We start from the raw sequence: 21,720 nt of genomic DNA, 5'->3' as shown, positions 1-21,720 counted from the left end.
TTTCGCCAGAGAGAATGTCTTATTCATCTCGAGCACACACTTGTTGGGAATACAAAATGCCTGATTATCGTTCAAAAACATCAACACATGGAAGAAATATGGCGGGCGCGCGCGGTTTATGGCGTGCGACTGGTATGAAAGATGAAGATTTTGGCAAACCAATTATTGCGGTGGTCAACTCATTTACCCAATTCGTTCCAGGTCACGTGCATCTTAAAGATTTAGGGCAACTGGTTGCACGAGAAATTGAAGCTTCTGGTGGTGTCGCAAAAGAATTTAATACCATTGCCGTGGATGACGGGATTGCCATGGGTCATGACGGGATGCTGTATTCACTACCATCACGTGATTTAATTGCCGATTCTGTAGAATATATGGTGAATGCACATTGTGCCGATGCAATGGTGTGTATCTCGAACTGTGACAAGATCACACCAGGAATGCTGATGGCGGCAATGCGCTTGAATATCCCAGTGGTGTTCGTATCTGGCGGTCCGATGGAAGCGGGTAAAGTCAAATTCCGTGGTGATGAAAAGGCAATCGACTTAGTTGATGCCATGGTCGTTGCAGCAGATGAAAGCTATACCGATGAAGAAGTTGCAGCATTTGAGCGTTCGGCATGTCCGACGTGTGGTTCATGTTCAGGTATGTTCACGGCCAACTCAATGAACTGTTTAACTGAAGCTTTAGGCTTATCATTGCCGGGTAATGGTTCTATTGTTGCAACTCACGCTAACCGCAAAAAACTATTCCTAAAAGCAGGTCGTTTAGTCGTTGAACTTGCGAAGCGTTATTATGAACAAAATGACGACAGCATTCTGCCACGTTCAATTGCAACCAAAGCCGCTTTTGAAAATGCGATGACTTTGGATATTGCAATGGGTGGTTCTACCAATACCGTATTGCATTTGCTTGCTGCTGCACATGAAGCAGAAGTTGATTTCACTATGGATGATATCGACAATTTATCTCGTAAAGTACCTGTATTGTCTAAAGTTGCACCTGCAAAGTCGGATGTGCATATGGAAGATGTACACCGTGCTGGGGGTATCATGGCGATCTTGGGTGAACTCGATCGTGCTAACTTACTGAACACCTCTTGCCCAACGGTACATGAACCTACTCTCAAAGATGCCTTAGACAAGTGGGATATTATCCGCACTGAAGATGCAGATGTTTATGAGTTCTATCGCTCATCACCAGGTGGTGTTCCAACTCAAGTGGCATTCTCACAAAACCGTTATTATTCAACTTTGGATGGTGACCGTGAGAAAGGTGTGATCCGTAATGCTGAACATGCTTTCTCTAAAGACGGTGGTTTGGCAGTCCTTTATGGCAACATCGCTTTAGATGGCTGTATCGTGAAAACTGCGGGTGTGGATGAATCGATTCTTAAATTCACGGGTACAGCGCGTGTTTTTGAAAGCCAAGATTCAGCGGTTGAAGCGATTTTAGATCATAAGATCGTGGCAGGTGACATCGTTGTCATTCGTTATGAAGGCCCACGTGGTGGTCCAGGCATGCAGGAAATGTTGTACCCAACCAGTTACTTGAAGTCGAAAGGTTTGGGTAAGGACTGTGCGTTGATTACTGATGGTCGCTTCTCTGGTGGTTCTTCAGGTTTATCAATTGGTCACGTGTCTCCAGAAGCAGCGGAAGGTGGTGCAATTGGTCTGGTTGAAGATGGTGATACTATCCAAATTGATATTCCGAATCGTACCATTCACCTTGATGTTGATGATGCAACCATGGCGCACCGCCGTACAGCTCAAGAAGCCAAAGGTTGGCATCCAGCGGAAGAGCGTAAGCGTAAAGTTTCAAAATCTTTGAAAATTTATGCTTTGCATTCAACGAGTGCTGCGAAAGGTGCAGTACGCGTTCTGTAAACTATTGCTAAGCGACAATGTTTATCATCCCTCTTTATTACGATAAAGAGGGACTTTTTTCTGATTTTATAAGATACTCATTATACTTATTTGCTCACTTGTTTGAATTCAAGTTAGAGAAAGCTTATCCATTCATCACTTTATAATCATTAGAGGCGATCGACATGTCTTTGTTACGTCGTTGGTTTGATCCCATCCGATCGAGTTGGTTCTATCAAAAACCTTCTCGTCAGGCGGTGTTGCCCACGGAACAGGGTTTAAGTATTTACCTGCGTTTAGACGATGTTTATAGCTATCTTGCAGTACAACAGCTTGATCAGCTCAATGAAATTTTGAGTGATGAACTAAAACCTTTAAAAGTGATTATTTCAAGACAGGGTGCTGAGCCTCCTAATGGTATGTCACAACAAGATTGGCAGAGTTATTGTTTGAATGATGCTAAAATTCTCGCCAAACAACATCGGTTTGGTTTCGATGAAACCCCTGAAATACCTAGTCCAGAAGCATTACAACAAGCAGAAATAATTCTAAAAAATACCCCTCTGAGAGAACACAATTTTTTACATTTACTCGAAGATGTATTCCACATGTTATGGCAACAACAATATGGGAAATTACGTACTCTTTATGCGATGGCAAGTCAGCATCAAACACCTCAAGATTATCCTGAACGTATTTTTAAAGATGTGCCTGTTGCAGCCAGTTACTTCGAATTTGGTGAGCGTAAATATCAGGCCGTTGATGATTTATTACGCCTTACACGCCGTTTGAAACAACAAAAATTACTCACCGGAAATCCAATTTTTCTGATTAATCATATCGAATGGCGTGAGCATCTCATTAATGATGGTGAGTCACTGACAGAAGTCCAAAGCTTACATCCAGAATTAGATCTGTATATTGCACTTGAAGACCCGATGAGTTGGCTATTATTGGCTTATATCAAAGAAGAACTGGCCAATTATTATAATATTCAATTGAGCGTTTATCCGCTGAGCTATCATGGGCGAGATTGGTTTGACTGGAGTTTGGCGACCCGTGTTTCCAAACGTACACAGGTGGCATTCACCCCATTCTGTCGGCCTACTAAAGAAGCAACTTATGAAATGGCGAAGCTGTTTTATAGTGTTGCAGAGGAACAGCAGGTGGATGTGATCCACCAGATTCTGGAAAGTGTCTGGACACGGGGTAGGGATTTATCCTTCAAGGCGCATTTTCAGCGAATGCAAAAGCGCTTGCAGATTGAACAGGTCACTGAACAGGATGTTGAAGCTTTGTTGAAACAGAATGATGAACTCTGTCAGCAAAAGCATCAGCCAGATTTTCCTGTACTGGAATTACGTATAGATGGACAGAGCTATGTTTTTAATAGTTTGTATCGAGTTTGGATGATTGAAAGTATTATCAGCAATGTTTTGGAAGATAAATATAAGCAGGAAAGTCAGGAATAAATAAAAAGGCAGCCGAAGCTGCCCACGATTCTAATGTTTATCTTTTAAACTGAATAACAGGTTCAGGAAAATCGCAGCAAACGTTGCGGTTCCAATTCCCCCTAAATTAAAGCTACCAAACAGTAATTCAAAGTTGCCTGCACCCAGAATAATGGTCACTGAAGCCACAATCAGGTTTTTATTATTAGAAAAATCGACTTTATTTTCGATCCAGATTTTTGCACCTGCAATGGTAATTAAACCAAATACTACGATCGAAGCACCCGTAAGGACTGCTGTCGGGATCGTACTAATCACTGCGCCAAATTTAGGAGACAGCCCCAAGAAAATTGCAAATACGCCAGCGATTACAAATACAATCGTAGAATAAACACGGGTGACTGCCATCACACCAATATTTTCACCATAGGTGGTCATACCCGGTGCGCCAACACTACCAGATAAGGTCGTTGCAAGACCATCCGCAACAAAAGCTTTACCCAGTTGAGGTGTAAGATCTTCACCTGTCATTGAACCGACTGCTTTGATGTGACCTAGATTTTCAGCGACTAAAATCAATGCAACGGGAGCAATAATTAAAATTGCATTTAAATCAAAAGTTGGGTGTGAAAAAGTTGGGATGCCAAACCATGCTGCTGCTGCGATTTGGGAGAAATCAATCGGTTTACCAAATCCTAGAATATTTGTTGCAACCACATATATGGCATAAGCAATCAATAAACCTACTAACAGTAATAAACGTTGTAATAAGCCCTTGGTAAATACAGCAATAATGCCCATGCTTAATACAGTGATGAGTGCCATCCACATTTCAAAAGGCTGTCCAGCAACGCCTTTAATAGTAACGGGTGCAAGGTTGAGACCAATAATCATCACCACAGCGCCTGTGACAACAGGTGGCATGAGTTTCTCAATCCAACGCGTGCCTGTGAGCATGACCGCAAAACCGATCAAGGCATAAAAAATACCACAGGCAACAATTCCACCAAGCGCAACTGCAAGGTTTGGATTGGCTCCTGACCCAGTAATATGACCAGTTGCGGCTGCAACGACACCAATAAATGCAAAGCTTGAGCCTAAATAACTTGGAACACGACCACCCGTGATCAAGAAGAAAATAATAGTACAAATCCCTGACATTAAGATGGCAAGGTTGGGGCTAAAGCCCATCAGAAGGGGTGCAAGAACAGTTGCACCAAACATTGCAAATGCGTGTTGTACCCCTAATACCGCACTTTGTAAGGGCGGTAAATATTCATTTGTCGCGACAGGGCGATGATCAATCTTTCCCTGATACGGCTGCCATTTTGGAAACCAATTTGACATAGATGAGACTCATTATGTGATATCAGCGGGTATGATACCCTGTCTTAAAAAGAGCTTTCACCTATAAGTCATTGAGAATATTGCCAGATCATGTTTTTTACGTCTGTATTTTTACCTTTTGGTAAAATGTGTTTCAAAATAACCTATCGTATTTATTATTTATTTTTTTCTAAATTATTTGAAAAGCTAACTATCTTATTTAAAAAATATTTTCTAATTTTTTTCTAAAAATGGAATGTTTTGCCAATTTTGCCATCAACACCTGTGATTTATGTTGATGGCAAGGCTCTTATTTAGCCGGTATTGCGCAAACCTGCCGCAATGCCTGCAATACTCACCATTAAGGCATGATCGACAGGGCTATGCTCGGTTTGATGCTCGGCTAAATACAGACGACGGCGTTTCATTAACTCTGCTTGCAGTAAATGTAAAGGCAATAAATACGGTTTACGCACCTGCATGGATTGATCCAATACTTCATTATTACTTAAAAGCTTAGACTCACCTTTGAGACTGAGTAGAGTATCTACAGCATTTTGTAGGCGTTGGCGTAATTCAACCCCCAAGTTTTTTAAGTCCTGATCTTGGGTGAGATGAGATTCATAGTACAACGCAATATCTGCATCAGATTTGGATAAAACCATTTCCAGCATATCAATTAAAGTTTGGAAATACGGCCACTGTTCAAGCATTTCATTTAAGGTGTTTTTGTGTTGTCCATGTACCTGATTGATCGCCGTGCCTGTACCCAACCAAGCGGGCAGCATCAAGCGGATTTGTGTCCATGCAAATACCCAAGGAATCGCTCGAAGAGATTCTATGCCACCGCTGACTTTTCGTTTGGCTGGGCGTGAACCAAGCGGTAGCATTTGTAATTCTAACTCAGGCGTGACCGTGCGTAGATAACTGACAAAATTCGGATTTTCACGCACAGTTTGTCGATAAACCTGTACCGATAAATCAGTCATTTGATTCATTAAGTCTCGCCATTGTTTCTTTGGCTCTGGCGGTGGCAATAACGTTGCTTCTAATGTTGCCGCTGTATAGATTTCCAAATTTTGTAGCGCGATGCCTTCTAAACCAAATTTAAAGCGAATCATTTCACCCTGTTCAGTGACACGAATTGCTCCAGAGATTGAGCCTGGTGGTTGTGAGAACAAGGCTTGTTGTGTTGGTGCACCGCCACGACTGATTGAACCGCCACGACCATGAAATAGAGTCAATTGCACCCCATGTTCTCGAGCGACAGCGGTGAGTTCTTCTTGCGCACGATATTGTGCCCAGTTTGCCGACATAAAGCCCGCATCCTTTGCCGAGTCTGAATAGCCGATCATCACTTCATGTTTGCCTTGAATATGCTGTTTATACCAATGCATATTGAATAAGGTATTCATGGTTTTGGCTGCGCCATCAAGATCTTTTAAAGTTTCAAATAAGGGCACCACTCGAAGCGGATGCTGAATCCCAGCTTCTTTTTGTAAGAGTAAAACAGCTAAGACGTCGCTTGGATATTCTGCCATCGAAATAATATAGGCACCCAAGCTCTCAGTTGGTTGTTCAGCCAAAGTGCGCATGGTCGCAAAGACTTCGAGTACATCAGGATGTTGAATCAAGCTGCCTTCAGGTTCATTGAAATATTTAGGCAGTAAAGGACGTTTACTTTGTAGTTCCTGAATAAGGAAGTTTTGACGAGCCTGTTCAGTCCATGATTCAAAATTACCTAGACCTAGATATTCAGTAATCGCTGAAATGGCTTGACGATGCCGCCCTGATTCTTGGCGAATATCGAGTTTGAGTAACTCAATTCCAAAGCAATTGATTCTGTATATAAAATCAAGCAATTGCCCATTGGCGATTTCAGCGAGGTTACTCTCGATTAAGGAGCGATAGCAGAGTAATAAGGGCTGTAATAATTCATCTTTATTTCGAATGATCTGACTATCATCAGCTTCATGGCCTTGTAAGCGTTGGCCTAAACAATAGCGAGTCGCTTTTAAACGTTCACGGGTGTCGCGCAGATATTCACGATAGGGTTCAGGGTGTTCATAGCCTAATGCTTGAGTCAGTTCCTCAGAACAACTTTGAATGGACAGTTCCCAACGCAGATTTTCAATATCACGCAAATACAAATCAGCAGCTTGCCAACGTGATAACCATAATACTTCTTGGGTGACTTGATGGGTGACATTGGGATTGCCATCACGATCACCGCCCATCCATGAGGCAAAGCGAATTGGCGCGATATTGAGCGGTAAGTTTTGTTCACAATGCTGTTGAGTCAGTTCATTCAGCTCACGAATAAACTTAGGTACGGCATTCCACAAAGTTTGTTCAATTGTTGCAAAGCCCCACTTTGCTTCATCGACAGGGGTCGGGCGATGTTGGCGAATTTCGTCTGTCTGCCAAGCTGAACTGACCAATTGTTTCAGGGTGGCGATGGTTTGTTGGCGTTCACGAGGCGTTAGTTTTTGCTGATCCAGTTGAGATAGGCAATCGGTAATATCATCATATTTTTGAATCAAGGTACGACGGCTGACTTCGGTTGGATGCGCTGTGAGGACCAATTCAATTTTTAAATCGCAGATTTGTTCGAATAATTGTTTTGAGTTGATCTGCTCAGTTTTGAATTTTTCAAATAAATGTGACAAAGGATTTGGATTAGGGGCTTGTTCGTCAAACTCAGCCTGACGGCGGTTACGCACCACATGATATTGTTCCGCAATGTTGGCGAAGTTCAGAAAATGTGAGAATGCGCGAGTCAGCGGCAAAATCTCTTCATCTTTTAAACCGAGAAACAATTGTTCGAGCTGTTTTTCTGCCTCGATCTGGCCGTCACGTGCACCTTTGGCTAATGTGCGAATTTGTTCAATCTGATTAAACAAATCTTGCCCAGCATGTTGCTTTAAGGTCTCTCCAAGTAAATTGCCGAGTAAACGAACATCTTCTCGTAATGGCGCAGTGATTTGTTGTGTCATTATGCTTCTCCTCTGCTCATGTCTTGACTATAACCTGATTGTCAGACATTCCAAGTGGAGATCGTAAATAAATGTGAATTTTATCTAATTTTTAGGTTGATATTTAAGCAAAAAAAGCTCAATAGCCTGTTCAATCATCTGCTCAATTTCAACTGTGGTTGGTACCGAATCCAGACCCAGTAAAACCTTGTGGTGGCGTCTGCCGAGCATCAGTGCCACAATCAGTTCGGTCTGTTTAAGGGGATCATCTGCCTGAATAAAGTTGAGTGTGATGGCCTGCTCAAAAAAACCACACCAGACATGACACATGCGGGTATGTGAGGCATCAAAAAACTGTTGGGTGAGGGGGCTTTGTTCAGCCGCGAGTTCAAACAGCACCCGATCCAGCTTCATCGCTTCAGGCAGGTAAATAATGCTTAAGGCACGCTGACACATTAAATATAGTGCCTGCCTAAAGTCGGACTCAGGTGTGAGTTCAAACTGTTTCGCCCGAATGGACTCTTCACAGCTTTCCTCGATCGCACAGATAAACAGGTTAGCCTTGTCCTGAAAATGGTTGTACACCGTGAGTTTAGTCACGCCTGCTTCTTTGGCAATTTGGTTCATATTGGTGGCGTGGTAACCCATTTTTAAAAAAATAGATTTTGCAGCCTGTAAGATTTTGGCTCTTTTTTCTAAATCTTTAGGGCGACCACTGTGAATTTGCACGTTAGCTGTCTCATTTAATTCAATTCAAAATCAAAATGCTAGATTTAATTTTTAATTAGTGTACTCATGAGTATATTAATTAAAAAATAAACAATCTATCATAATGTTCATATTGTGCCTTAAAAAATCAATTTGAATAAGAGCGAAACAGAGATGAATCTGCTAAATCATGTAATTGTGGGGTTGCTCGTACTCAGCAGTGTCACTTTAACAGCATGTCAAAAAGAGGTTCCCAAGACAGAGGAAATTCCTTATGTCATGGTGACGCAGCCGAATACGAATCATATCGATCAAAAAAGTTATGCAGGTGATGTTCAAGCCAAGCAACAAACGGCATTGGCATTTCGTGTTGGGGGACAAATTACCGAACGTTATGTTGAGGTCGGGGATCGGGTCAAAGTCGGACAGGTTTTGGCTAAACTAGATGTCAAAGACGCACAATTGCAAATGAACGCTGCCAAAGCTCAATTGCAAAGTGCTGAAGCAGCAGCAAAAATTGCGGCTCAAGAATATCAGCGTTATCAACAGTTATTACCTGTCAATGCAGTGAGTCGCTCACAATTTGATGCGGTGAAAAATCAGTATGAATCTGCTCAAGCAGGGTTACAGCAAGCGCGTTCTAATTATGAAGTGTCTTCAAATCAAACCGGTTATAACCAACTTATTTCGAATAAAAATGGCGTGATTACTCAACGTCAAATTGAAATTGGACAAGTAATTGCGGCAGGTCAACCTGCCTATCAACTCGCAATTGAAGGTGAGCGAGAAGTCGTGTTTGGCGTACCTGAGCAGGCCGTCAGTACCATTAAAGTCGGGCAACCTGCTTGGGTCACTTTGTGGTCTCAGCCAGAAGCACGTTTTGCGGCAAAAGTCCGTGAAGTGTCACCCGCTGCAGACCAATCGCGAACATTCACCGTGAAAGTTTCATTGCTTGAAGGGCAGTCGACGATTCAACTCGGGCAAAGTGCACGGGTATTCTTTGTCGCAAATGAAAATAATGTTCTGAGTGTGCCCTTATCCAGTGTTACTGCCAATGATCAACAAGCCTATGTCTGGGTGGTGAATGCTAATCAAACCTTACGTAAAGTCCCAGTGACGTTGGGTACTTATGGGCGTGACAGTGTGCCTATTCTGTCAGGTCTAAAAGCTTCAGATTGGGTTGTGGTTGGTGGTGTGCATCTATTACGTGACCAGCAAAAAATTCATCCTGTAGATCGTGATAATCGCGCAGTCACGGTTAAAACAGGAGGTTAAGCATGAAATTTAACCTTTCAGAATGGGCACTTAAGAATAAGGGCATCATTCTCTACTTTATGCTGTTACTCGGCATTGTCGGGGTGATGTCGTATTCCAAGCTGTCACAGAGTGAAGACCCACCCTTTACGTTCAAAGTGATGGTAGTACAGACCTATTGGCCAGGCGCAACCGCACAGGAAGTTGCAACGCTGGTGACAGATCGTATTGAAAAAGAACTGATGACCACAGGGCAATATGAAAATATTCGGGCATATTCACGGCCTGGGGAATCTATGGTCACGTTTATTGCTAAGGATTCCTATCGTTCTGAGCAGATTCCTGACGTTTGGTATAACGTGCGTAAAAAGGTCAATGACATTCGCCATCAATTGCCCAATGGCGTGCAAGGCCCATTTTTTAATGACGAGTTTGGTGATACCTTTGGCAATATCTATGTGCTGACAGGCAAGGACTTTGACTATGCGGTAATGAAAGAATATGCCGATCGTTTGCAACTACAACTGCAACGGGTCAAAGATGTCAGCAAGGTTAATTTGGTGGGTCTACAAGATCAGAAGATCTGGATCGAATTATCCAATACCAAAGCTGTTCAGCTCGGTGTCCCTGTCACAGCCATTCAGGAAGCGATTCAGAAGCAAAATGATATGGCGGGTGCAGGTTTCTTTGAAACAGGTACAGACCGTATTCAAATCCGAGTTAGCGGACACTTACATAGTGTCGATGACCTGAAAAAAATGCCGTTGTTGGTGGGCGATAAAACCATTCAATTGGGTGATGTTGCTGAGGTCTATCGCGGCTTTAGTGAACCTGCTCAACCACGTATGCGTTTTATGGGTGAGAATGGGATTGGCATTGCGGTGTCCATGCGTAAAGGTGGGGACATCATTGCATTGGGCAAAAATTTAGAAACCGAATTTAACAGTCTACAAAAAAGCTTACCTTTGGGCATGAAACTGCAAAAAGTTTCAGACCAACCTGTTGCAGTACAACGTAGTATTCAAGAGTTCTTAAAAGTTTTAGCTGAAGCGGTCATTATCGTTTTATTGGTCAGTTTCTTCTCACTTGGTTTTCGTACAGGGCTTGTTGTTGCATTGTCGATTCCATTGGTTTTAGCAATGACCTTTGCTGGAATGAGTTTATTTGATGTCGGCTTACATAAGATCTCATTAGGCGCATTGATTCTTGCGCTGGGTTTGTTGGTCGATGATGCCATTATCGCCGTGGAAATGATGGCGATTAAAATGGAACAGGGTTACAGTCGATTAAAAGCGGCAGGTTTTGCATGGCAAACCACAGCTTTTCCAATGCTCACAGGTACATTGATTACCGCAGCAGGCTTCTTGCCAATTGCCACGGCACAATCTGGAACAGGTGAATACACACGTTCTATTTTCCAAGTCGTGACGATTGCATTGATCGTTTCATGGATTGCTGCTGTTTTATTTGTTCCTTATCTAGGTGAAAAATTATTACCTGATTTCACCAAACAGAATCAACAAGCGGCATGGTATTTACGTTTATGGGCAAGGTTACGCAAGCAACCTGCACCAGTGGTTGAGTCGCATGGTCAGCATCATGATCCTTACCAATCCAAGTTCTATCAATCCTTCAGGCATATCGTCGAAATCTGTATTACCTATCGTAAAACGGTGATTGCTATTACGGTCGGTATCTTTGTGTTGTCTGTTGCGATGTTTAAGTTGGTACCGCAACAATTCTTCCCACCATCGAATCGTGCAGAAATTCTGGTGGACTTAAAACTGGAGGAGGGGGCTTCACTAACGGCGACAGAACAAGCAGTACATAAGGTAGAACAATTCCTATCCAAACAAAAAGGGATTGATAATTATGTCGCTTATGTTGGAACAGGTTCACCACGTTTTTACTTACCTTTAGATCAACAACTCCCACAGGCCAGTTTTGCCCAGTTTGTGGTCTTGGCTTCGTCTCTTGATGATCGTGATGAAATCCGTCGCTCTTTAGAAACGCAAATCAAGCAGTTGTTGCCACAGGTTCGTACTCGTGTGTCTTTACTCGAAAATGGCCCACCTGTGGGTTATCCATTGCAGTATCGGGTCTCAGGTGAAGATCTGGCAACGGTTCGGGCAGAGGCACAAAAAGTGGCTAAGGTGCTGAGTGAAGATCCCAATACAACCAACGTACATTTAGATTGGGGTGAACCAAGCAAGATCATCGCCATTGACATTGACCAAGATCGTGCTCGTCAAATGGGTGTTTCCAGTGTTGATTTAGCTAATTTCCTAAACGCTTCTGTGACAGGGGCGGTGATGAATCAATATCGTGAAAAACGTGAACTCATTGAAATTCGTTTACGTGGTGATAAGTCGGAACGTGTTGAAGTGGCTTCGTTAGCAAATTTAGCTGTGCCAACCACCAAAGGAACCACTGTACCTCTAGCGCAAATAGCAAAAATTGAGTCACGTTTTGAAGAAGGTCTGATTTGGCATCGTAATCGTCTACCAACGATTACAGTCCGCGCGGATATTCGAACCAATTTACAACCTGCAACAGTAGTTCAGCAATTGGCAGACAAAATGCAAGCTTTACGTGCTGATTTACCCAATGGTTACTTAGTGGAAGTCGGTGGTACGGTTGAAGAGTCTGCAAAAGGTCAAAATTCTGTGAATGCAGGCATGCCATTATTCTTGGCTGTGGTGATGACTTTGCTGATGATTCAATTACGTAGTATGTCACGCGCAACGATTGTTTTATTGACAGCACCTCTTGGTTTGATTGGCGTTGTTGCATTCTTACTTTTGTTCAATAAGCCTTTTGGTTTTGTCGCGATGTTAGGGACAATTGCTTTATCTGGCATGATCATGCGGAATTCATTGATCCTGATTGATCAGATTGAACAAGATATTCAGGCTGGACATACGCCATGGGATGCGGTGATTGGTGCCACCATGCGCCGTTTCCGACCAATTGTGTTAACCGCACTTGCCGCAGTACTTGCGATGATTCCATTATCACGCAGTATTTTCTTTGGTCCGATGGCGGTTGCGATTATGGGTGGCTTGATTGTGGCTACCCTGTTGACCCTGTTTTTCCTGCCTGCACTCTATGCGGCGTGGTTTAAGGTCAAGAAAGCAACACATCTATCATAATTATTTTGTGAATAAAGGTGCGAAATATTGAAAATTTCAATATAGTAGCACCTATATTTTAAGACCAAAAAATAATTGAATTTCATTGCATGATTGGTTTGGCAAAATGCGATGAATGAGGTGATCTAGAGCATGGGGCAAGACAATATTGAGCAGCATCGCCGCTATGTGGCGATATCGTACGTGTTCATGTTTCTTGCATTATTTACAATCGTGTTTGCAGTGTTTGCGTATCTGCTGGCACGAAAAGTTGCGACTGCGAATAATGCTGAAGTATGGATACACGCGCATGCACTGTGGATTATGCGTAATGTGCTGCTGTTTATTCTGATGGCTTTCTTTGCTGCCCTGTGGTTTATTCCACTGTTCTTTTTTGTCTGGAACAGCGCCCTCTGGGTGACCGCCATGACGGTTGTGGGTGTGGTGTTTAGCTCAATTGCATGGCTATTTCTGTTGAATGCATGGCTGAAAGGTATTGCCAGATACTTTAGAAATAAAGCGGTTTTCTAAATTTATCGCTTTTTTTATCACAATCACCCTTGTAAACGTATTGTACAGGCCCTATTAAGGCTCTGTTGACTTTAGAAATAAAATGTCAGCGGAGCCTATTTGTTTTTTTAAGTTTGAATAAATTCCGTGAGGAGCATCGCCAACCATGGCTAAACGTGATTATTATGAGGTTTTAGGCGTTTCGAAAACCGCAAGTGATGATGAGATTAAAAAAGCCTATCGTAAGTTGGCGATGAAATATCATCCAGATCGTAACCCAGACAATGCTGAAGCGGAAGAAAAGTTTAAAGAAGCAGCAGAGGCTTACGAAGTACTTTCTGATGGCGAAAAACGCAGCATGTATGATCGTGCTGGCCATAGTGCTTTTGAAGGCGGTTTTGGTGGCGGCGGTGGCTTCGGTGGTGGTTTTAGTGCAGAAGACATCTTTAGCCAGTTTGGTGATATTTTTGGTGGTGCTTTCGGTGGTGGCGGTGGTCGCCAACAACAACGCCAACGTCGCGGCTCTGATCTTCGCTATGTGATGGAATTGACGCTTGAAGAAGCAGTCAAAGGCGTGAAAAAAACCATTACTTTTACTGCACCAGCGCCGTGTGAAACCTGTGATGGTAAAGGTTCTAAGAATCCAAATGATGTTGAGACGTGTCGTACCTGTCATGGTGCTGGTCAAGTACGTATGCAGCAAGGTTTCTTCTCGGTTCAGCAAACTTGTAGTACTTGCCGCGGTCAAGGCAAAATTATCAAAAACCCTTGTAATACTTGTCATGGTTCGGGCGTTGCCGATCGTCAACAAACGCTTGAAGTCACTATTCCTGCAGGTGTGGACAACGGCGATCGTGTTCGCTTAACAGGTAAAGGTGAAGCGATTCGTGATGGTCAAGCGGGTGATTTATACGTTGAAGTCGTAGTTCGTGAACACGAAGTCTTCCAACGTGACGGTGCAGATCTCTATATGGATGTACCAGTCAGTATTGCTGATGCTGCATTGGGCAAAGAAATTGAAATCCCGACGCTTGATGGTCGTGTCAGCTTAAAAATTCCAGAAGGTACTCAAACAGGTAAGCTATTCCGCTTACGTGGTAAAGGTGTTCGTCCTGTACGTAGCAGCATGGTCGGTGACTTATTGTGCCGTATCGTGGTAGAAACACCTGTGAATTTAAACAGTCGCCAACGTGAATTGTTGAAAGAATTACAAGCGTCGTTAGATGGTGATGGTCATGCTGCATCACCAAAGAAAAAATCTTTCTTTGATCGCTTGTTTGATTAATTAGCATCAATAAAAAACCTGCTTCGGCAGGTTTTTTTATGGGAATTTTTTAGCGTAGACACAGAGTTTTGCTATAGTAGCTCAATTGTTTAAATAAAAGACTAGGAAAAATTATGTCGACTTCTCCACGCATTGGGATCTTGGGTGCAGGCGGACGCATGGGGCGTATTCTGATTCAAGCAGTACAACAAGCAGGCTACCAACTGGCAGCAGCTGTTGAACGTCCAGAAAGCAGTTTGGTGGGTGCAGATGCAGGGGAACTTGCAGGGATTGGCAACATCGGCGTCAAGATTGTGGGAAGTTTAAGTGAAGTTTTAAAAGACTGTGATGTCGTGATTGATTTCACTGCGCCTGTTGCCACTGAACAACACTTAAAGTTATGCCGTGAGGCAGGTGTTGCAATGGTGATTGGCACCACAGGGATGTCGGATGAACAAAAGGCTTTCTTAGATGAAACCGCAACACAGACTCCAGTCGTTTATGCTGCTAACTATTCAGTTGGTGTGAATGTTTCAATCAAATTATTAGAGCTTGCAGCGAAAGTGTTTGGTGATAGCGTTGATATCGAAATCATCGAATCACACCACCGTCATAAAGTGGATGCGCCATCTGGTACTGCATTTATGATGGGCGAGGCGATTGCAGATACTTTAGGTCGTGACTTGAAAACGGATGCTGTGTATTGCCGTGAAGGTCATACAGGTGCTCGTGAGCGTCAAAGTATTGGCTTTCAAACCATTCGTGGTGGCGACATCGTCGGTGAACATACCGTGATGTTTATTGGTGAGGGTGAACGTGTTGAAGTCACACATAAAGCGACCAATCGAATGAATTTTGCTTCAGGCGCTGTTCGTGCGGCTGCATGGGTAGTGGGTCGTGAGGCTCGTAAATATGATATGAAAGATGTTTTAGGCTTTAACGAGATTGAAGTTTAAAAGGTACTTTTTTTGTACTATAAAAGAGCTTGTTGAGCTTTCTTTCTGATAGAAATACAACAAGCTCTTGCCATCATTACAACAATTGAGCATGACATGAATAAAAAGCATATTGTTCTTGCTACACTGCTAAGTGTGACAAGTTTAGTCGTCAGTGCCGCAGAAGCACCTAAACTGAGTTTACATCGCAATAATATTAAAGTTTGGACCTACCAAACAGAGAATAATCCGGTCTTTCAGTACAAAGCAGAAACGACTTTTGATGTACCTTTGGAACGGGCAGTTGCGGTAGTACTTGATGTTGAACGCACACCCCAATGGGTGCCTTATGTTGCTAAGGCACAGCTTTTGTCTCGGGATGAAAAGAAAGGGGAATTTACCCTGTATATGCTGTTAGATCTCCCATTTCCTTTGAAAGACCGTGATCTGGTGATTAAAGGCAAAATGAATAAAAATGCTGATGGCAGTATTAGTATTAAGAATAATGCGATTAAAAATAGTTACCCTGAACAACCTGATGTGATTCGTTTGAATCAATATACAGGAGATTGGACGTTCCAAAGACTTGCCAATAATAAGGTTAAAGTTATGACTAGTGGTTATGCCGACCCAGCAGGTTCGATTCCATTGAGTTTTGTGAATATGTTTGTGCAGCAGCAACCGTATCAAATGCTGATGAAGATGAGGAAAGAAATTTACAACCCATTATATGCGCAGTCACATTTACCTGATTTACTTAAATAAAGAACTAATTTGTAGAATTCTATTCGACATAAAAAGCCTGATTTAAATCAGGCTTTTTTATGCACTGATACATTAGTCAGCTTGCCACCGAAGGGATGAGCAAACTCGAAAAAACCATCCCTATCCAGACCAGCATCAGGGTGATAAAGGTCGGTGAAGCAGGATTAAACTCAACCAAATTGAGCGATACACAGATTGTTCACTTAATCTTTTTCACTATTCTGTTGATGGCTGCCATTTTGCGATGATTATTGTTGCTAAAAATAGATGAATCTGCAAAATATAGTTGACTAAATATCAATAATTAACGAGGTGGCAATGAAATCTACGGTAGAAGAACTACTTGCTTTTATGACCATTGTCGATACAGGATCGTTTATTGCTGCTGCTGAGCGGCTTGGACAGACGGCATCGGGAATGAGCCGCTCTCTCAGTCGTCTAGAGTCAAAGCTTGGAGTCACCTTGCTAGAGCGCACGACTCGAAAGTTAAAACTGACCCAAGAAGGACAACAATTTTTACAACATGCGCGTAAAATTCTCAGTGATTTAAGTGCAGCTGAAGAAGCTCTAGAAAAATCGGATCAGGATACCTCGGGCATTATACGGATTGATTCGGCCACGCCCTTTATCCTGCATGTGATCACGCCTTTAGTGCAGAAGTTTCAATGCTGTTACCCAAATATTGAAATCGAGCTGAATAGTAATGACTTGGTGATTGACCTACTGGAACACAAGACCGATGTGGCATTTCGTTTTGGGGAGCTGCATGATTCCAGCCTGCATGCCAAACTGGTGTGTAAAAGCCGACTTTATATCGTTGCCAGTCCAGACTATCTCAGGCGTAAGGGTACTCCACAGCAGCCAGCAGAGCTTCTTGAACATGAGGTGATTGGTTTTACCCGTCCCAGCTATATTAATAAATGGCCGATTAAGGTGAACGGGGAATATTTTCAAGCCCAACCGAAAGTAAAAGCATCGAGTGGCGAAACTGTTCGACAACTCTGTTTGCGTGGGCAGGGCATTGCCCGATTATCAGAATTTGAAATCTGGCAGGATATGAAAGAAGGGCGCCTTGAAGCACTATTTGAAGATCAGATTGAGCACTCTTATCAAAGCATCCATGCTGTGTATTATCAACAAGCGCATTTGCCGAAACGGGTCCGTTTATTTATTGAGTTTTTGACTGAGCAGTTAAGTCATGGATTTTCGGTTTGCCAATAGCTGTTTCGGCAAGTTTGAGTTCTAAAACTTGAACAAGTTGTCCAGTCGGTTGTTGTACTGCAACTTTGACCTGTTGCTGTTGTTGCGTGCATTCAATTTTGACCGTTGGCAGAAAGTTACTTGAGAGCATCAGGCCATTTTCATTGGGCTTCTTATAGGTCAGTTTGATGACACGGCTCTGCTCAGGGGCTTCACTTTTCTCCATTTTCCATAATTCATAGGTCGATTGGTTTTGAATTTGCAGATATCCCTGTGAGAGTGATTTACACACTTGTTGTTGCTGATAAGTGGACTGGTCAGTCAGATTGCAGCCTGTAAAAAAAATTGTAGAAAATATAAATAAGATATTGTTTTTCATGCTCTTATCATTTGTTAGTTGATTTTTATAGCTTAACGGTGTTGTATTAACCAATACAGATACAGAAATTTATAAAAAAGCAGTACAGATATGACTTTTCAATATCAACGCCTAGCAGATCAATTGGCTCATAAAATTTATCAACATGAATTACAGCCACAGCAAAAGTTAAGTTCTTTAAGGGAATTTGCTCGTCAGCAAAGTATTAGTTTGAGTACCGCACAACAATGCTACGAACTGTTAGAAGCAAAAGGACTGATTTATGTCAAAGCCAAATCAGGCTATTTTGTAAGTTCAAGACAATATCAAAGTGCTGCCCCTAAAAGTCCAAGCTTTGAGTCCAAAGCACGGCAAGTCTCGAATTTAGACTTACAGAATCAGATTCAAACAGCATCGATTCAAAATCATTTAACTCCTTTAGGGGCTATTCAGTTGTCGCCCCATTTAATTCCTGTAGATGGGCTACGTCGTTCCTTACAGCGTGCGCTTAAACACTGTCAGCCCGAAGATTTTTTATATTGTAATAAACAGGGACATGAGCAGTTACGTAAGGCTTTATCAGATCATTGGCGTGAAGATGGGATTTATGTCGCTACAGAAGATATTTTTATTACCAATGGCTGTATGCCAGCTTTGTCCCTGTTAATTCAGCAGATCAGTCAGGAAGGGGATAGTATTTTAATTCCAACACCTACCTTTAATGGCCAGTTGCAAATGTTGGCAAGTCTTAAGCGTAAGATTATTGAGATTCCAGCCGATCATCGTGGCATTGACCTTGAGCGTCTTGAGTTTTTTATGAAACAGGGCGATGCCAAGTTATGTTTACTCACTGCTAATTTTCAAAATCCATTGGGCTACTGTTTAAGTCATTCACAGAAGCAAAAAATTGCTGAACTTGCACAGCAATACCAATGTTTTATTTTAGAAGACGATATTTATGGTGAATGCAGTTTCCAAAAAGAGAGACCTTTGCCGATTCGTTATTGGGATCAACAAGGCTACGTAATTTGGTGTGCTTCAGTCTCGAAGTCACTGTCTACCGCCTATCGTGTGGGATGGTTTTGCTTGGGACCACAATTACAACACTTACGACCACAACTCTTATCAAATAACGTCGGTGTCAATACACCCTTACAGTTAGGCTTGGCTGATTTCATTTATAGTCGTGGTTATCGTGAGCATTTGGATGAGTTAAGACCGAAGTTGATGCAACAAGTCCAACAGTATCGTGCTTATATTTTGGAAGTATTTGGTGGGATTCCAATCGCCTTGAGTCAATCAGAAGGGGGTTATGCTTTGTGGTTGCAACTGCCAGAAAATATTACGGGCTTAGAGTTATATTATTTAGCGCAGCGCCAAGGGATTAATATCGTACCAGGGGAAGTGTTTGGTGAAGATCAGCGTTATCAGCACTTCATTCGTTTAAATGCAGGGCATGCGTTGACCACCGAAATCCGCCAAGCAATTCAACAGTTGGCGGATTGGGTGAGAGAGCGTATGTCGTCGGTTTTAAATTAATCAAAGTCTGCTTTAAGTACGATACGATAACGTGCTTGACCTGAATGCAGTCGTTCAATGGCTTCATTGAGTTGAGACATTGGAAATAGCTCAATTTGTGGCGCAATATTTTTACGTGCGGCAAATTGTAGTAGTTGACGCAGTGCTAAAGGTGACCCAGTTGGTGAAGCTGTAACCGATTTGGCACCACTCATGATAGTACCTACAGAAACTGGAATAGGCTCTAAGGTAATACCCAAGAAATGCATACTACCATTCGGTGCCAAGGTATTGAGATAGGCTTGCCAATTCAGAGTTACATTGACGGTGCTAAGCAATAGATCAAATTTGCCACGTTGCGCTTTGATCGCTTGAGCATCACGACTATTCACCACATGGTCAGCGCCCATGGCTTTGAGTTCTTCAGTTTTGTCTGGATTTGAACTAAATGCAGTAATCTCACAACCCCAAGCTTTAAGTAGCTTGATGGCCATATGCCCTAAACCACCAATCCCAATGACACCGACGTGATGTGTTGCTTGGATCTGATGTTTAAGTAAAGGATCAAACACGGTAATGCCGCCACAAAGCAATGGTCCTGCACTCTCAGGATCCAAACCCTCTGGTAGAGGAATGACCCATTGCCAACCTGCGCGAACTTTTTCTGCAAAGCCACCCGCATGACCAACGATAGTCGCAACGCTGCCACCGGTACATAAAACTTGATGACCACCAATACAAGGATCGCATGCTTGGCAACTTTCAGCTGTCCAACCAATGCCAACACGTTGACCAAGTTTCAGTCCTTTGGCTTCTGAACCGAGTGCGATAATTGTGCCAATAATTTCATGCCCAGCGACAGCAGGGTAAACGGATGAACGCCATTCATTATTGATCACAGACAAATCTGAGTGACATAAACCGCAGTATTCAACTTTAACTTCAACCTGATGTGGCTTTAATTCACCTGCATCAAATTGATAAGGAACCAATTGCTCGCCTGCTTTCATTGCAGCATAAGCACGAATTTGGTTATTGCTCATTCGATAACTCCTTGGAAAGGAAAATGAATTCGTATTATTTAAAATGGCAGTGATTTTCGTGATCGTTGACCATTCCTACCGCTTGCATAAACGCATAACACGTTGTGGGACCAACAAATTTAAAACCACGTTTTTTCAGTGTTTTTGAAAGTTTTTGACTGATTTCGGTTTGTGCAGGTGCATCACGATAATGAATGACATTGTTATTTGGAGTCTGATGGTCAACAAAGGCCCATAGCCAATCAGATACATCACCAACTTCATTTTTGAGTTGCTGCCATGCAATTGCATTGTCTCGAATCGCTTTAAGTTTACCTAGATGACGAATTAATCCTGCATCACTCAGTTTGTCTTCGAGTTGATCATCAGTAAACTCTGCAATCTTAGTAATTGGATAGTGAAAGAAGTGTGAACGGTAATTCTCGCGCTTTTTTAGTACCGTAATCCATGATAATCCAGCTTGTTGACCTTCAAGACAAAGCATCTCAAATAATCGATTTTCATCTTGTTCTACTTTGCCCCATTCTTCATCGTGGTAGCTAATATAGAGTGGATCATTGGAGCACCAGCCACAGCGTTGAATCGTCATATTTGATGCTTCCTATTGTTATTCATATAAAATCATGAAAGTGTGAATGTCACCCATTCATTTGGGCGAGTATCCCAATAATACAGTTCAGCTGTATTTAAATCAGTAAATTTCAGCCAAAAGTCTTTACCAGATTTATCTGCAAATCCTGTACTAATCAGCAGAGCATCTTCGGTAATCTCCATAATCCAGCCTTGATAGCTTGTACCATTGATGATGATTTTTTGCTGATTTCCAGACTCTGCAAATTTAACCAGTCGTTCAATCAATGCTTCTGACATTCTATGTTCCTAACGTAAATATGAGTATGGATTGATTGCTCCACGCCCTTTGCCATTTAAATAAATACCATAATGTAAATGTGGGGCAGTCGCACGAGCATTGCCTGTATTGCCCACATAACCAATGAGGTCGCCCTTATGAACATAGTCTCCCACATTAAGACCACGTTTATGACCATCTAAATGGGCATAGTAGTGCCAAGAACCAGCAGGTCCAAGAATCCAAATGATTTTGCCACCTAAATTATTATTACGTAAATCAGCGACTAACCCTTCGGTAGCACTATACACTTTCGTCCCACGCTCCGCCATGATATCAATCCCTTCGTGGTTACGTCCTTGGCTACGTGCAGCTCCCCAAGTATCTCGTAATTCATTTCGATTGATACCTTTGACTGGAACGGGCAAACGGCTATCTAAACGCAGATTTTTAAGTTTATTGATTTGAGTGGCTGGTAGGGGCGTAGGCTTACTAGGCGTTGTCGTACATGCAGAAATTAGAATAGCCAATAGACTAATCACGATAAATGGAATCGTAAGACGCACA

Annotated in this window: 18 protein-coding genes; 10 read left to right on the top strand and 8 right to left on the bottom strand. The window is 42.4% G+C overall.

Annotated features, from left to right (window positions below; all coding sequences use genetic code 11):
* The first annotated feature begins 56 nt into the window (after window positions 1-56).
* Together ilvD and M5121_RS04405 are read left to right on the top strand one after the other, a co-directional pair.
* Entirely contained in the window at window positions 57-1,886 is a 1,830-nt protein-coding gene (gene ilvD / locus M5121_RS04410; protein ID WP_249570462.1) for a dihydroxy-acid dehydratase, read from the top strand.
* Window positions 1,887-2,050: 164 nt separating this feature from the next.
* Window positions 2,051-3,337 carry a hypothetical protein gene (locus M5121_RS04405; protein ID WP_249570461.1) on the top strand — a complete coding sequence of 429 codons (1,287 nt, stop codon included), beginning with the start codon at window positions 2,051-2,053 and terminating at the stop codon, window positions 3,335-3,337.
* Between the two features lie 30 nt (window positions 3,338-3,367).
* Here M5121_RS04405 and M5121_RS04400 read toward each other — a convergent pair whose 3' ends face one another.
* The 3 genes from M5121_RS04400 to M5121_RS04390 form a co-directional block, all read right to left on the bottom strand.
* Window positions 3,368-4,663 (bottom strand): solute carrier family 23 protein, encoded by a 1,296-nt coding sequence (locus tag M5121_RS04400; protein ID WP_249570460.1) that lies wholly within the window; start codon window positions 4,661-4,663, stop codon window positions 3,368-3,370.
* A 293-nt stretch (window positions 4,664-4,956) separates the two neighbouring features.
* Window positions 4,957-7,638, bottom strand: a complete 2,682-nt coding sequence (gene ppc / locus M5121_RS04395; protein WP_249570459.1) for a phosphoenolpyruvate carboxylase — start codon at window positions 7,636-7,638, stop codon at window positions 4,957-4,959.
* Between the two features lie 84 nt (window positions 7,639-7,722).
* Window positions 7,723-8,346 (bottom strand): TetR/AcrR family transcriptional regulator, encoded by a 624-nt coding sequence (locus M5121_RS04390; RefSeq protein WP_249570458.1) that lies wholly within the window; start codon window positions 8,344-8,346, stop codon window positions 7,723-7,725.
* 153 nt (window positions 8,347-8,499) lie between these two features.
* On the opposite strand from M5121_RS04390, the gene M5121_RS04385 reads away from it, so the two are divergent.
* The 7 genes from M5121_RS04385 to M5121_RS04355 all read left to right on the top strand — a co-directional run bounded on the left by M5121_RS04385 (window position 8,500) and on the right by M5121_RS04355 (window position 17,405).
* Complete coding sequence (locus M5121_RS04385; protein ID WP_249570457.1) at window positions 8,500-9,600, top strand: efflux RND transporter periplasmic adaptor subunit; 1,101 nt, start codon at window positions 8,500-8,502, stop codon at window positions 9,598-9,600.
* 2 nt (window positions 9,601-9,602) lie between these two features.
* The gene (locus tag M5121_RS04380) at window positions 9,603-12,731 is read left to right on the top strand and encodes an efflux RND transporter permease subunit (protein ID WP_249570456.1); all 3,129 of its coding nucleotides are present in this window, start codon (window positions 9,603-9,605) and stop codon (window positions 12,729-12,731) included.
* Window positions 12,732-12,863: 132 nt separating this feature from the next.
* The gene (locus M5121_RS04375; protein ID WP_208728095.1) at window positions 12,864-13,241 is read left to right on the top strand and encodes a hypothetical protein; all 378 of its coding nucleotides are present in this window, start codon (window positions 12,864-12,866) and stop codon (window positions 13,239-13,241) included.
* A gap of 145 nt (window positions 13,242-13,386) precedes the next feature.
* Window positions 13,387-14,505, top strand: coding sequence for a molecular chaperone DnaJ (dnaJ, locus tag M5121_RS04370; protein ID WP_087547595.1), 1,119 nt, complete (start codon window positions 13,387-13,389; stop codon window positions 14,503-14,505).
* A 113-nt stretch (window positions 14,506-14,618) separates the two neighbouring features.
* A complete protein-coding gene (gene dapB / locus M5121_RS04365; protein ID WP_004659711.1) occupies window positions 14,619-15,440 on the top strand; it encodes a 4-hydroxy-tetrahydrodipicolinate reductase in 822 nt (273 codons plus the stop codon).
* 96 nt (window positions 15,441-15,536) lie between these two features.
* Window positions 15,537-16,184, top strand: a complete 648-nt coding sequence (locus M5121_RS04360) for an START domain-containing protein (RefSeq protein WP_249570455.1) — start codon at window positions 15,537-15,539, stop codon at window positions 16,182-16,184.
* A 318-nt stretch (window positions 16,185-16,502) separates the two neighbouring features.
* A complete protein-coding gene (locus M5121_RS04355) occupies window positions 16,503-17,405 on the top strand; it encodes a LysR family transcriptional regulator (protein ID WP_249570454.1) in 903 nt (300 codons plus the stop codon).
* Here the strand turns inward: M5121_RS04355 and M5121_RS04350 are convergent.
* On the bottom strand, window positions 17,353-17,763 hold the full coding sequence (locus M5121_RS04350; RefSeq protein ID WP_249570469.1) for a hypothetical protein: 411 nt from the start codon (window positions 17,761-17,763) through the stop codon (window positions 17,353-17,355). The two genes, M5121_RS04355 and M5121_RS04350, sit on opposite strands and share 53 nt — an antisense overlap.
* Before the next feature lie 90 nt (window positions 17,764-17,853).
* Between M5121_RS04350 and M5121_RS04340 the strand changes: the two genes are divergently transcribed.
* Window positions 17,854-19,281, top strand: a complete 1,428-nt coding sequence (locus M5121_RS04340; RefSeq protein WP_249570453.1) for an aminotransferase-like domain-containing protein — start codon at window positions 17,854-17,856, stop codon at window positions 19,279-19,281.
* On the opposite strand, the gene ahr is transcribed toward M5121_RS04340, so the two are convergent.
* Genes ahr through M5121_RS04320 form a run of 4 tightly spaced genes read right to left on the bottom strand, consistent with a single transcriptional unit; the run spans window position 19,278 to window position 21,719 of the window.
* Complete coding sequence (gene ahr / locus M5121_RS04335) at window positions 19,278-20,303, bottom strand: NADPH-dependent aldehyde reductase Ahr (RefSeq protein ID WP_249570452.1); 1,026 nt, start codon at window positions 20,301-20,303, stop codon at window positions 19,278-19,280. The two genes, M5121_RS04340 and ahr, sit on opposite strands and share 4 nt — an antisense overlap.
* A gap of 34 nt (window positions 20,304-20,337) precedes the next feature.
* Entirely contained in the window at window positions 20,338-20,892 is a 555-nt protein-coding gene (locus tag M5121_RS04330; protein ID WP_249570451.1) for a DNA-3-methyladenine glycosylase I, read from the bottom strand.
* Window positions 20,893-20,924: 32 nt separating this feature from the next.
* Window positions 20,925-21,173, bottom strand: a complete 249-nt coding sequence (locus M5121_RS04325) for a hypothetical protein (protein WP_087543497.1) — start codon at window positions 21,171-21,173, stop codon at window positions 20,925-20,927.
* Between the two features lie 9 nt (window positions 21,174-21,182).
* Window positions 21,183-21,719: a M23 family metallopeptidase gene (locus M5121_RS04320; RefSeq protein ID WP_249570450.1), complete on the bottom strand. Its 537-nt coding sequence runs from the start codon at window positions 21,717-21,719 to the stop codon at window positions 21,183-21,185.
* Window position 21,720: the final 1 nt, after the last annotated feature.

The sequence above is a fragment of the Acinetobacter sp. ANC5681 genome (assembly GCF_023488045.1).
In the GTDB taxonomy this organism is placed as follows: Bacteria; Pseudomonadota; Gammaproteobacteria; order Pseudomonadales; family Moraxellaceae; genus Acinetobacter.
This window is presented reverse-complemented; position numbering and strand designations above follow the sequence as displayed.

Bases quoted from the DNA above. Each gene is read 5' to 3' on its own strand.
- ilvD (WP_249570462.1), top strand. From the start codon at position 57: ATGCCTGATTATCGTTCAAAAACATCAACACATGGAAGAAATATGGCG.
- M5121_RS04405 (WP_249570461.1), top strand. From the start codon at position 2,051: ATGTCTTTGTTACGTCGTTGGTTTGATCCCATCCGATCGAGTTGGTTC.
- M5121_RS04400 (WP_249570460.1), bottom strand. From the start codon at position 4,663: ATGTCAAATTGGTTTCCAAAATGGCAGCCGTATCAGGGAAAGATTGAT.
- ppc (WP_249570459.1), bottom strand. From the start codon at position 7,638: ATGACACAACAAATCACTGCGCCATTACGAGAAGATGTTCGTTTACTC.
- M5121_RS04385 (WP_249570457.1), top strand. From the start codon at position 8,500: ATGAATCTGCTAAATCATGTAATTGTGGGGTTGCTCGTACTCAGCAGT.
- M5121_RS04380 (WP_249570456.1), top strand. From the start codon at position 9,603: ATGAAATTTAACCTTTCAGAATGGGCACTTAAGAATAAGGGCATCATT.
- M5121_RS04375 (WP_208728095.1), top strand. From the start codon at position 12,864: ATGGGGCAAGACAATATTGAGCAGCATCGCCGCTATGTGGCGATATCG.
- dnaJ (WP_087547595.1), top strand. From the start codon at position 13,387: ATGGCTAAACGTGATTATTATGAGGTTTTAGGCGTTTCGAAAACCGCA.
- dapB (WP_004659711.1), top strand. From the start codon at position 14,619: ATGTCGACTTCTCCACGCATTGGGATCTTGGGTGCAGGCGGACGCATG.
- M5121_RS04360 (WP_249570455.1), top strand. From the start codon at position 15,537: ATGAATAAAAAGCATATTGTTCTTGCTACACTGCTAAGTGTGACAAGT.
- M5121_RS04355 (WP_249570454.1), top strand. From the start codon at position 16,503: ATGAAATCTACGGTAGAAGAACTACTTGCTTTTATGACCATTGTCGAT.
- M5121_RS04350 (WP_249570469.1), bottom strand. From the start codon at position 17,763: ATGAAAAACAATATCTTATTTATATTTTCTACAATTTTTTTTACAGGC.
- M5121_RS04340 (WP_249570453.1), top strand. From the start codon at position 17,854: ATGACTTTTCAATATCAACGCCTAGCAGATCAATTGGCTCATAAAATT.
- ahr (WP_249570452.1), bottom strand. From the start codon at position 20,303: ATGAGCAATAACCAAATTCGTGCTTATGCTGCAATGAAAGCAGGCGAG.
- M5121_RS04330 (WP_249570451.1), bottom strand. From the start codon at position 20,892: ATGACGATTCAACGCTGTGGCTGGTGCTCCAATGATCCACTCTATATT.
- M5121_RS04325 (WP_087543497.1), bottom strand. From the start codon at position 21,173: ATGTCAGAAGCATTGATTGAACGACTGGTTAAATTTGCAGAGTCTGGA.